This window comes from Candidatus Merdisoma sp. JLR.KK006 (assembly GCF_036941035.1).
Classification (GTDB): domain Bacteria; phylum Bacillota; class Clostridia; order Lachnospirales; family Lachnospiraceae; genus Laedolimicola.
This window is the reverse complement of record NZ_JAYMNS010000052.1, coordinates 1-12,839: the sequence shown is the minus strand read 5'-3', so window position 1 is coordinate 12,839 and position 12,839 is coordinate 1. Positions and strand designations below refer to the sequence as shown.

The 12,839-nt window shown below is 44.9% G+C and carries 9 protein-coding genes and 1 riboswitch; all 9 genes read right to left on the bottom strand.

Annotation, left to right across the window (positions count from 1 at the left end; genetic code table 11):
* Positions 1–142 precede the first annotated feature (142 nt).
* The 9 genes from frr to VSQ61_RS21920 all read right to left on the bottom strand — a co-directional run bounded on the left by frr (position 143) and on the right by VSQ61_RS21920 (position 12,818).
* Complete coding sequence (gene frr, locus VSQ61_RS21960) at positions 143–697, bottom strand: ribosome recycling factor (protein ID WP_334346476.1); 555 nt, start codon at positions 695–697, stop codon at positions 143–145.
* A 17-nt stretch (positions 698–714) separates the two neighbouring features.
* Complete coding sequence (gene pyrH / locus VSQ61_RS21955) at positions 715–1,410, bottom strand: UMP kinase (RefSeq protein WP_334346474.1); 696 nt, start codon at positions 1,408–1,410, stop codon at positions 715–717.
* A 342-nt stretch (positions 1,411–1,752) separates the two neighbouring features.
* A complete protein-coding gene (locus VSQ61_RS21950; protein WP_334346473.1) occupies positions 1,753–2,544 on the bottom strand; it encodes a hypothetical protein in 792 nt (263 codons plus the stop codon).
* A gap of 7 nt (positions 2,545–2,551) precedes the next feature.
* Entirely contained in the window at positions 2,552–3,469 is a 918-nt protein-coding gene (locus VSQ61_RS21945; protein ID WP_334346472.1) for an ATP-binding protein, read from the bottom strand.
* Entirely contained in the window at positions 3,462–4,604 is a 1,143-nt protein-coding gene (locus VSQ61_RS21940) for a DUF262 domain-containing protein (RefSeq protein WP_334346471.1), read from the bottom strand. The genes VSQ61_RS21945 and VSQ61_RS21940 overlap by 8 nt, the downstream gene beginning before the upstream one ends.
* Before the next feature lie 221 nt (positions 4,605–4,825).
* Complete coding sequence (locus VSQ61_RS21935; RefSeq protein WP_334346470.1) at positions 4,826–6,175, bottom strand: alanine/glycine:cation symporter family protein; 1,350 nt, start codon at positions 6,173–6,175, stop codon at positions 4,826–4,828.
* Positions 6,176–6,320: 145 nt separating this feature from the next.
* A riboswitch (glycine riboswitch) is annotated at positions 6,321–6,436 on the bottom strand.
* A gap of 202 nt (positions 6,437–6,638) precedes the next feature.
* Positions 6,639–9,338 (bottom strand): DegV family protein, encoded by a 2,700-nt coding sequence (locus VSQ61_RS21930; RefSeq protein WP_334346469.1) that lies wholly within the window; start codon positions 9,336–9,338, stop codon positions 6,639–6,641.
* 238 nt (positions 9,339–9,576) lie between these two features.
* A complete protein-coding gene (locus VSQ61_RS21925; RefSeq protein ID WP_334346468.1) occupies positions 9,577–12,456 on the bottom strand; it encodes a response regulator in 2,880 nt (959 codons plus the stop codon).
* Complete coding sequence (locus VSQ61_RS21920; protein WP_334346467.1) at positions 12,453–12,818, bottom strand: response regulator; 366 nt, start codon at positions 12,816–12,818, stop codon at positions 12,453–12,455. Before VSQ61_RS21920 ends, VSQ61_RS21925 begins: the two co-directional genes overlap by 4 nt.
* Positions 12,819–12,839: the final 21 nt, after the last annotated feature.

Below are 12,839 nucleotides of genomic sequence, written 5' to 3'. Positions count from 1 at the left end.
ATGTGTCTGTAAATTGATTTGTGCATTGCAAGGATATTACTATTGCATAAAAAGGGGCTGCTACAAAACAAGGTGAAATTTTTTTCCATAATCTCTCACCTTGCCTTGCCACAGCTCCCCCATTCGTTCAAACTCTTAAATCCTATACGGTCAGAATCTCCTTGGACTTCTCATCCACCGCCTTGTCAATATCGGCAATGTATTTGTCCGTCATCTTCTGCACCTTGGTCTCCAGATCCTTTTGATCATCCTCGGAAATCTCCCCTGCCTTGTTCATCTTCTTCAGATTCTCATTGGCATCCCGGCGGATGTTGCGGACAGCCACCTTGGCAGCCTCGCCCTTTTTCTTCACATCCTTCACCAGCTCTTTTCTGCGCTCCTCGGTAAGCTCCGGGAACACCAGACGGATAATGGAGCCGTCATTGGTGGGATTGATGCCGATATCGGAGGTGAGAATCGCTTTCTCAATGGCTTTCAGGAGACTCTTCTCCCATGGCTGAATCTGGAGCATGCGAGGCTCCGGCACGGAAATATTACCCACCTGCTGCAAGGGAGTGGGCGTCCCGTAATAGTCCACGCGAATCTTATCCAGTACATGGGGATTTGCCCGGCCTGCCCGAATGCTGATAAACTCCCTCTGCATGGAATCATAGGACTTCGTCATCTTCTCTTCATATACTTTTAATCTCTCATCCATGGTAAATACCCTCCGCTTTATACTGTAATTTTTGTTCCGGTAAAATTCCCCTTTACCGTATTGATAATACTGTCTTTCTCACCCAGTCCAAATACCATCATGGGCATCTTATTTTCCATGCACATAATGGAAGCGGTCAGATCCATCACCGCCAGACGCTGATCCACCACATCGGAAATGGAGATCTCATCATACTTCACCGCACCCGGATTCTGCTTGGGATCGCTGTCATAAACGCCGTCCACGGCTTTTGCCAGGAGAATCACATCCGCCTCGATCTCAATAGCCATAAGGGTCGTGGTGGTATCCGTAGAGAAATAGGGATGTCCCGTTCCTCCGGCAAAAAAGGTAACACAGCCCCGGTTCAGCCGCTTGAGGGCCCGATCCTTAGTGAACAGCTTCGCAAAGCCTGCACACTCAAAGGGGGTAAATACCTCTGTCTCCATGCCTACGGAGCGAAAGATCTCCGATACGTAAATACAATTCATCACTGTGGCAAGCATACCGATCTGATCTGCCTTGGTCCGGTCAATATTCTCACTGGTACGGCCCCTCCAGAAATTACCGCCGCCGATGACAATCCCCACCTGGATACCGTCATCCACCAGAACCTTTACCTGCTTCGCCACGCCGATAACGGTGGCCTCGTCAAAGCCCGTATGCTTCTCTCCTGCCAGGGCTTCACCGCTCAATTTTAACAATACTCGTTTCATAAAATTGGGATCTCCTAAATTCTTCAAGATTACCGCTGCTAACAAAGTATCCTTTAACAGCCTGCCATGCTTCCCTCACTAACATTCATGATCACCGTTCGTTGAACATGCCCGCATGCTCTCCTCACTAACGCTCATTATATCATATTTTCAGAAAATTTCAATGAAAGAAAGAAACATTTTTCCGGCGCTCTGTTTTTGATAATTTACCAGTATCCATTTTAATTGAAATAGATTATAATGAAAAAAATACCCGGAGATATCTTACGGAACAAACTCCGCCCATCCCCAAACGGGCGCCCAGGATGCCATGCTCCCTATCCGGATAATAGACCAAAGCTTTTACATTTTTGGAAAAGTAATGATGAATATACTTTTGCAAATTTTTAATATCTCTTCCTGGGATTTTCCTGAAAGTTTTTCACAAAATAGCTTGACCATCCAATTATTGTACTCATACATTGGTATTTTTCCATTATTATCAATAACATTTCGAATAAAATCAAACAATTGTCGTGAACGATATTTCGAATCGTTTAAACGAAATCTCTTAATATGCGCTTTTATAAAACGAAGCTCGCTGTCTGAATATGTATATGTATTTGTTGCAGGTTCAAATTCCATATTCATCACATTATACTGTAACAGCAGCATGTTATTTGAATCGCTTCCTTTAATGCCCATAGGCTGCAATAATATTTCTGCATCCGGCAGCTTACTGTAGTTCTTCTGTAATTCTCTCAAGGCTTTGCAGGCAACTGTACACTGTTTATGACATTCCAGTGAACATCTGCTATGCTTTTCATACTCAGCAATCACATTTTTTCGCAGTTTTCTCTTTCGTTCCCCAATACGTTTAAATGTCTGGTTACAAACCGAACAGGATAAGCCTATATTCGGCACGCACTCAATCAGCTTATCCGAATTGCTCTTTTCTATTGCATGTTCTAAATTCGCATATGATTTTTCATCAACACGAACCCGTGAAAAGCAATACATACAATATCCACCTGTACTTTTTTCCAGTACATCTTTTAAATTATCTCTCTCTGTCGGATTTTTATAACCATATTTTTTCCATCTTTTATAATCAGGTTTGAATGCCGGTATTTCAAGCAGCAAATAGTCTTCCATTTATCAATCACCATTCCTGTATCTGGCGCACGATTACCTGTTGCGAAGCAGTAAGTCTCTGTTTTTCTATCTGTTTCAGGCATTCTTCATCTTTTTTACTCCATGCCTGATTCATCTTATTATTTAACAACCTGCGCAATACATTATCCATCTCAAGTTCCAGGCTCTGTTGATCCCCAAATACTCTTTCAAATATAATCTGTACTTCTGAAACAGACGGATAATCATTGATGTCAATTACTTCACAATGACTGTTCTCTAAAATGATTAAATTAGAATCCAGAGTACCAGCCACCAGATCACAAGAGTGGGTCGTCACCAGCCATTTTCCCCATGGAAATTTTTTCTTTAAAAATTCCAATATAACAGCAGAATACCTGGGAGACAGGTATTCGTCCAATTCATCAATTACAACCCATGCGGACTCAAGGGCTTTTTTATCTACTTCCATATCCTGATAGTACAATAGTTCCAGCAAGATCCGTATTACCGCCTGATAGCCGCTGGAGAGCAACCCTTTCTCATTCCCAAAATCAACCTCTCCAAATGGAGAATCCAATAGGATATAAAATCTTTCATTTGTTAATTCATAAAATAAATCCTGAACTTCTTTCTCATACAATGAATAGATTATCTCAATCCTTTCTGTCAAAGTCCCATAACAATTAAAAGAATCTACCAGATTGAAATGTTCTCCCTGAAGCCTTGTTTCCAAAATTGTTTTTTTGTACTCCGGCTTTTGGTTTGCCCCGGAAATCCTTTTTACATCAAATCCCCGATTCACCGCATCAATAAAATATACCGCTTTGTCCTTTTTCGCTTCTTCTACAAAAAGCTTTAATAAAAGCGTTTTACCACTGGAATTATCTCCTATTATTATGCTGTCTCTATAAGGCAGATCTTCTGTAAGTATTTTGTTAACCATGTAATTTATCATTTCCAGACCAAATATCATATACGATCTTCCACCTTCCATTCATGCTTTTCATTTTCACGGTACCTTGTCTTGTATAAGATGTATATTGGGGAGCTTTCAAAATTTCTTTATATATATCGGATGTGATAGGTTTATTTACACCTAATTTTTCATAAACAATATAGAAGCTTTCCAACAATGCAACCTTTGATGACTGGGTTGCATTTACCTGAAATAGATCAAAAAAACTATTCAGGCTGTTACTATATTCTTTAATTTGTACTTCATCAAATGTCATAGCCTCTTCTGAAAACTGATCAAGCAATTTTGAATAAGAGCTATGATATTGGTCAATTAAGAAATTGAAATCTATCGAACTCTTTCTGTCAACTCGCACATATCTTCTCAACGCACAAAGACGCAGAAGAGTTTCCATGTCACGTTCCGCCGCATCTTCTTTTCCCCATATTTTTCTCCATTTATCATTATGTCTGTTATAATCCTGCAGCATTTGATAAAAATCACAGGCATATATTCCATTTCTCAATTCCTGCTGTGTTAAAAGAGAACCTTTTGCATTCAAATTTTCAAAAATTTTCCGCAATATTTTTGTACGCTGCTGCTCGTCATCAATCTTTATTTCTATAATGGTAATAGATGTATAGTCTATACGCCTTTTCACTTCTACCGGCAGATTAGCATAATCTACAGGAATCTCTTCTCCTCTTTCTCCCTTTAACTGAATATGAAGCTTTTCTAACACATATTGACTTGCCAGTGCTTCCTTAAAAGAGCAGTCCTCTACTTTAATTTCTGAGAAATCAACAGAATTATTTTTTTTCCTGTCCAGATAATAACCGATATAATAAAAAAACAAGCTCAAAATACGCTGCTGTCCATCTAATATTTCCAATTGATTTCTTTTATTTCTGCATGTATAGATTGGGGGGATTGGCAGCCCTCGAATCAGAGACTCAACCAAGGCCGCAACCTGTTCCTTTTTCCATCGATACTTTCTCTGGTATTTCGGTATTACATATAAATTTTCATTTACACCCTCTACAAGCGTGCGAAATCCCACATCCGTCTTATACTGTTGAATACTAATTCCTTTCCGATTATCCATCGCTCCATATTTATTCAACACAATCCCCTCCTTCAACCAGATCCCTATCTTGTTTTATCTTAGCATAAATCCTGCAGACAATCTATATGCATTATTTTAAAAAGACCAATGTTTTCCAATTTTTTTGTTACTTCATCCATTTCACCAAAAAAGCGGAGAGCCCCAGGCTCTCCGCCATCTATTCTTCTGTTGAAAACATAACAGTCATCATACTTACTCTTTTGCAGCAGCTTTCTTCCTTACTTCCCAAACTTCTTACAAATATTCGCCACCACGCCGCTAAGAGCCAGAAGCGCCAGCGCATTGGGAATTACCATCAGACCATTAAAGAAGTCCGCCAACTCCCACACCAGTTCCACCTTCAAAGTAGACCCAACCACAATAAACACCACAACAATCAGCGAATACACCTTTACCGCCCTCGGTCCAAAGAGATACTTCACATTCACCTCTCCAAAGAAATGCCAGCTCAAAATGGTAGAAAATGCAAAGAACAGAAGACACACTGCCACAAAAATATCCCCAAAGCCTTGAAAGCTGGTAGAAAACGCCGCCTGCGTCAAAGCAATTCCGTCCTCGCCCGTAGACATAGCCCCCGTAGTCAGAACAGAAAACACCGTCAGATTCAGCACAATAAAGGTATCAATAAACACACTGATCATAGCCGTCAAACCCTGTTCATGTGGATTCTTAGCCGTTGCCCTGGCATGGGCATGAGGTGTTGAACCCATTCCTGCCTCATTGGAAAACAATCCTCTGGCCACACCATACCGAATCGCCTCCCGGACCGTAATGCCAGCCGCCGCACCTGCCACAGCCTGAGGCTGAAATGCCCCTGTAAAAATCATACCGATGGCCGCCGGAAGCGCCGTAATATGCAGACAAATCAAAAGCAGGCTTCCCACAATATAAACAGCCGCCATAAAAGGAACCATTTTCTCCACAACTGCCGCCAGACGCTTCGTACCGCCGATAAACACAAAAAACGCCAAAACTGCCAGAATTACCCCCACCACAACCGGAGACAAATTAATATTCCTGGCCTTAAACACTCCTGCAAAAGCCGTACCAATAGAATTGGACTGCACCATATTCCCCATAAAGCCCAGAGCCAGAATAATAAATACCGCAAAGAGCCCCGCCAGAACCTTGCCAAAGGTCCCCTTAAAAGCCTGACGAATATAATAAACGGGACCTCCCGTAACCTCCCCGTTTTCCGTAGTCTTATACTCCTGAGCCAGAGCAGCTTCCCCATAAATCGTAGCCATTCCAAAGAAAGCGCTGACCCACATCCAGAAAATAGCCCCCGGACCGCCGGAAATCAGAGCCGTAGCCGCTCCCGTCAGATTTCCCGTACCCACCTGGGCCGCAATCGCCGTAGCCAGAGACTGCAGGGGCGTCATCTCCCCATGCTCTCGCTTCTCCCCGTTCAGCTTAAAATGCCCGAATACCAGACGGCACCCCTCGCCAAACTTACGCACCTGAATAAACTTAAGACGAATGGTAAAATAGATACCCGTTCCACAGAGGATAAACAAAAGCACATAGCTCCACATTATCCCGTTTGCACTCTTCACAAATTCCAACATGATTTTTCCCTCTCTTTTCTAATTTATTGTGAAATTATGCATCCGGACAGTCAGTACACCGGATACAACCTGTTCCGCCAAAGCAGAACTTTGCACAAAAATAAGAGCCGATATACTATCAGCCCTCCAAAGAGTAGAACATCTGCATTTAAGCCCTGTCCTTTTGCCTGAGAGATAGACAGCCCTTCCACGCATTCCGGCGGAAAAGCACTGTGTTACACCTTCGGCGCCCATTTACTGAGACTCTCCAGAGTTTGTCAATTTTTGTCTGACAGAGAGTATCATATCACACTTCCTCCCAAAGCGCAATAGAATATTCCGGCTCCCGGCCATCCGGACCCGCAGCCTTGTTACAATTCACATCCTATGTCAGATTCTAAAAAGTTTTTAGTTCATAGGGGTGCGAATTGTAACAGGATATGGAAATGACTGCTGTCCTATTTTGTGGCAGACCCGTCCTCCCTCACTTCTCTTCCTCCATCCCGGAAGCCTGCAAAAACGAGCGGGCAACATCATTCTTCTTCATAAACAACAATCCAAAAGACCCGGACCCGCAATTACAGGCAATGGCCGAAGAAGCTTTCTGCAGATAAACCCGTTCAAAGGGACAATACTGCTTCACCAGCTTCTGAATATAAGCAATACTCCGATCCTCAAGCCCCGCATAAGTAATAAACAAAATCCTCCTGTCAATATTCCTGGAATCCAAAAGAACTTTCCGCACATAATGCTTAATCATATGCACAAAATCCCCCATCTCCATGCCGCTCACAACCATCTTACTCTTCTTAAGCTCAATCACCGGATGCAGAAGCAAGGCGTCACAGACAACTTGTATCCGCTTGGGAATCTGCCCGGCCTGACACATGGTATGGGTACTGTTAATAATAAAAGCCGAAGAAATATAGCGTTTCAGCCCATTAACCAACTTTACAATCTCCGCCTTTGTGGCATGCTGCTCCGCCATAGAAGCGGCATACAGCACGCTCAGCCCCAGACTGCTGGAAAGATGTCCCGAATCAAGCACCGTCACATTTTCAAAGGACTTAGCTGCTTCCAGAGCATTATAATAGCCCTGGCTGGCATGCTTCGCCATGGTAATATGAATCACATTCTGAGCTTCCGTCAGCTTTTCCGCAAAAAACCGCTCATAATCCTCCACCAACGGAGCCTCCGAACGGGCATTCTGTCCCTCTGCCATATGCAGCAGCAGTTCATCCGCTTTCAGCTCCACTTCATCCAGAAACCGCCCCTTATCCGTACACACATAATAAGGACATACGGAAATGCGGAATTCTTTCCGCAGATCCTCCGGAAGATCACACACACTGTCCGTAGTAACCATAACAGACAGCCGCTGTGTCTGTTCAAAAATCAGAATATCCTTACCAATCTCCGACTGCTCCGCCTCCTCCGTCAGATTCACCAGCTCCTTTGGCAGAACACTCAGCACGGCTGCCTCCAGAAGAGCGCCGCTGACCGGCTTTGCCAGATAACCGCTGAAGCCCTCTTTCTTGTAAAGAAGCTGATTGTCACTTCCCGCATTGGCCGTAAGCGCAATGACAGGCGTATCCTGGCAAAGACCTCCCGGCTGTGTGCGGAGCCTGTGAAGACACTGAATCCCGTCCATCTCCGGCATCAGATGATCCATCAAAATCGCATCATAATGCTGTTCCTGGGTCATTTTAAGACACTCGGCACCACTTAAAACCGTATCAAGCTGAATCTTTGTCTCCGAAAGCAGCTTGCGCACCACCATCAGATTCATATCATTGTCATCCACCACCAGAATATGGGCCTCCGGCGCCTCAAAGCTCTGCTGATACTGCTTTCCCTCATGCCGCCTTGCCCGGGAAGCCAGCGTAAAGGTTCCCAGCTCCTTGTCATCCACAATATCCTGCTCCAGCATAACAATAAAAGTAGAGCCTTTCATGTAGACACTGTTGACACTGATCTCACCGCCCATCAGCTCCACAAGCTGCTGAACAATGCTCAAGCCCAGCCCGGTGCCCTCAATACGGCGGTTTTTCTCCTGATCCACACGCTTGAAAGCATTAAAAATGTAGGGAATATTTTCCTTTTTCACACCCTGTCCCGTATCCTCCACCGCATACCATACACGCACCCGGTTAAGCCCCAGGCGCTCACAGCGGACGGAAAGGGTGATAGAACCCTCACTGGTATATTTCAAAGCATTATTTAACAAATTAATCAAAACCTGCTTAATCCGCACCTCGTCACCGCAGAGCATGCTGGGAATAGAGGAATCCACATGGAGACGGAACTCCAGCCCCTTTTCCTTGGCCTTGATCCAGATCATATTGACAATCTCCGAAAAAAGCGCCCCTGTCTCATAGGAAACATTCACAATCTCCATTTTTCCGGATTTAATCTTGGACAGATCGAGAATATCATTAATAAGGGTCAAAAGTATTTTACTGGCACCCTGGATATTTCTTGCATTCTCTGCCACATCCTGGGGAATGTCTCCTCTGAGAATAATCTCATTTAAACCGATAATGGTGTTAATGGGCGTGCGGATCTCATGGCTCATGCTGGCAAAAAAATGATTTTCAGCCTTATTGAGCTCCTCAATCTCCTTTTTCTGCCTCTTTGAGAGCTCATTTTCCTCCTCATAAAGCTTGTTTAAAAACATCAGCATTACACTGGTCAGCACGCCTACCATAATGACAGAAGCAGCGGAATCAAAAAAGGAATGCCGCTGTGTGTTCTTGGCCACCAGCTCAGGGTAATAAAAGGCCACATAGTAGCATGACAACGTCTCCAGGGCACAGAGCAGGAAAAATCCGGCTTTCCGCCTCCCCTCCAGCGTAATACTGATATAAACAAAACAGAGCACAAACCACTCGGGCATTCCGCTGTAAAATCCTCCGGCCGTAAAAAAGCTCAATGGAAACAGTACCAGAAGCAATACGGTAATAAAAGTGGCTCCCCCATTAATACATTCTTTTTTAATACTGAACCTTACAACCAATGCCATGGTCACAAGGCTTGCTGCCAGCAGCAACATATTAAACCAGCTTCTGCCCATAGGCATGATAAAAATCAGCGCAAGCATACAAATGCCTGTAACCACACGGAACATGCGCTCCCGCAGACTGATTTTATGATCAAAGATGAATTCAAACCATTTTTCCAACACCTAAATGGCCTCCTATTCTTATTCCAGTTCCGCAGACCCTTACCCATACACCTTTATCTAGAAAGAATTCCACCCTCAAGTACTTGCGTCTGCAATTCTTTCTGTGCACGGGTAAGGGTCTGCTGTCTTATTCCAGTTCCGCAGACCCTTGCCCATACACCTTTATCTAGAAAGAATTCCACCCTCAAGTACTTGCGTCTGCAATTCTTTCTGTGCACGTATATAAGCCTGCTGTTTTTTATTCTAATTTCCCTATGCTGCTGCAGACCTTATCATAGATCTGCATAAGCTCGGAATGATTTTGCAGGATGTAATCCGTGTTTCCGTTTCGTCCTGCCTGCTCCAGAGCCCTGGCCTTTTCCGAAAGCTGCTCCGCTCCGATTGTCAGTGAGGTGCTCTTTAAAGCGTGGACCTTGATGGCATAGTCTCCCCAGTTGCCGGTCTCAAATAAGTTCTGAATCTCCGCTTTCTTTGCCTCGCTCTGCTCCGCAAAAGTCTGGAGCATTTCCAGATAAAATTCTTTCTCTCCGCAACAGTACTCCAATCCCAGCCGCACATTCATGCCGGCCTCCACAAGGGGCGTAAGCTGCAGAAACGAGATACCCGTCGAACCGGCTTCCTCTGGACCGGTCTCTTCCCTCTCAGGCTCTCTGCGCAGCGGCTCCCTTTGTGCCGGCTTTTCCTGCATAGCTTCTCTTTGTAACGGTTCTCTGCGCTCCGGTTTCTTCTGTATCGGTTCCCTTTGCGCTGCACTTTTCTGTACCGTCTCTCTGTGCTCAGGTTTCTCCTGCACAGTTTCTTTATGTACTGCTTTTTCTCGCACAGGCTCCTTTTTCACCGCTTTTTCCTGTATGGATTCTCTGCGCTCCGATTTTTTCCGCCGAAGCTCTTTCTGCGCCTGTTTTTTCTCAGACTGTCCTTTGCGCTCAGGCACCTCCAAGGATTCCTGATTCCCTGTTTTCTCCTGTACAGACACCTTCGAAGCCGCTTCCCGTGCCGGACGCACCGGCTCATCCGCAACCTGAACTGCTGCAGATTCACGAACCTTATCCGGCCGGACCTCCATACCATACTGAATATTTTCCTCCGGCAGCACCTTGCGCAGCACTCTCTCCAGAACCGAGCGCTCAATGGGCTTTGGAATAAATTCCGTAAATCCCTCATTGCGGAACATTTCTCTGGCACCGCTTATGGTATTGGCAGTCAGCGCCACCACAGGAAGCTCCTGATACATTCCATTATTAATTTCCCGAATGCGCCGCAGGGTCTCCACACCGTCAAAGCCCGGCATCATGTGATCCAGGAAAATCATATCATAGTCATCGTCTCCCAGACGCTCCACGGCCTCTTTTCCGCTTGAACATGTATCCACCTGGATACCGTAGCTGCCCAGAACCCCCTTGGCCACCACAAGATTCATCTCTTCATCATCAACTGCCAGAGCCTTAACACCCGGACAGGAAAACGGCCTGCGGCCTGCAGTTCCCACAAATCCATTTTCTTCCATATCCCCGTTCAGCAGATTTGCCACGGAAATAGCGGAAAAAGGCTTGTGAATCATCAAAAGCCTGCTGCCCTTTTCCGGAACAAAATCTCTTTCCCCGATCACAACCACCCGCATTTTGTATGCCAGTTCTTCATAGTAATCGCTGTTCTCCTCATACTCCGCCTGAGCAATAAATAAATGGGTCAGCGTATGGCTGTTCTGCAGCTTAACCAGCCCATCAAAATTGTGAGCCTGGTAGCCCTCAATACCGAATCCCTCCATCAAATGCAGAATCATTCGGTCATAGTAGCCTTTCACCTCATCACAGCTATATTTCTCAGGCCGGAAGTAGCAGGCAATGCAAAGACGCTCCGGATTGGAAACCACAATAGAGGGAGAATCATCCGCCACCCCCTGGGGAATGGTAATATGAGCCTCAAGACCCTGATTCTCCTTGCTTGCAAAGTGAATAAAACCGCCCATGGAATTCAGAAGTCCTCTGGCAATGGGAATCCCAAGCCCCAGTCCTCCTGCAAAACGGCTGCTGCCGGAATCCGCCTGGTAAAAATCATCAAACATCTGATTGAGCTGGGAATCCGTCATACCGATACCCGTATCATAGATATCAATGGCCAGATTAACACCATAACTCTCTCTGCGGCATTCGATACACACATGGATACCGCCCTCTTCCGTAAACTTGATGGAATTTTCCAGAAGAATCTTAAGTACATGGGAAATCTTTTCAGCATCTCCAATCAGCACGGCCGGAATTCTCGGGTCCATGTCAAACACCATTTCCAACTGATGCCTGCCCCCCTGCATGGCCGTCATGGTAATCACATCATTGAGGACCGAGGTAAGCATATATTCCTGCTTTGTGGCGGTCAGCGTTCCCTCCACAATCTCCGTATAATCCAGCATATTATTGATCTGATTGGACAGGCGCTTGCCGGCAAGCTGAATGGACTGCATATCCTCCCGAAACTCGCCGGGAAGCTCTTTCTCCAATACAACCTCACTGATCCCAAGAACCATATTAATGGGCGTCCGCAGCTCATGGGATACATTTGACAGAAAAACCGCATTCTGCCGCCCTGCTTCCTCCAACTCCGCAAAAGCAATATCGTACTGCTTCCTTGCGTCCAGTCTCCGCTTGATCCGGTATCTTGCAATGGATACCGCACCAATCATCACAGCAGCATCAATGCCTAAGCGTATTATATCCTGCGGGTCCATATCCCACGTAATCGTATTCAGAATCAGATAATGATACAAAAGTTCAACCACGTACAAGGCGGCCATCATATACAACAGCCGCTTTTTATCAAACATAGAAAAAATCAGGATCACCATACAGGCCACAGCCGGAATATCATAGAGACTGCTCTCATGCACCCCGAAGAAAAAGAATCCAATCATCAGCAATCCTGCACACAGATTTTTATAAAATGATTCCGAACCAAACCTGCCGATATGAAGACACCACACAATAGTATTGCCCACCAAAATAATAGGAATCATCCAGAATTCCCATGACAACGCAAGGGTAATCACGATCAAAAACACGCCGAACACCGTAACAATGGCAGCCAGAAGAAGATGTATACTAGTCTGATCCTCCGTTCTCATTCCTTATCAAACTCCTTTGCAACCCGTTTCAAAAGCTCCTGTGGGAAAAATGGTTTTTTCAAATAATTCACTGCTCCCAGATTGATCGCCCTTTTTACATCATCCTCAAATCCTGACGCAGTCAGAAAAATTACAGGTACATTGTAGGCGGAAGCTTTCATGCGCTCAAATGTCTCAATGCCGTCCATCTCCGGCATGGCAATGTCCAGAAGAACCAAATCATACCGTTCTCTTCTCAGTTTTTCAAGGGCTTCACTTCCAGATTCCACAAGCTCCACATCATAAGTCTTTCCCAGAATCATCTTTGTCCTTTTCAAGTTCATTGTGTCGTCATCCACTACTAAAATACGCTTTACTTCCATACTGCAAGCCTCCTGTTTCTA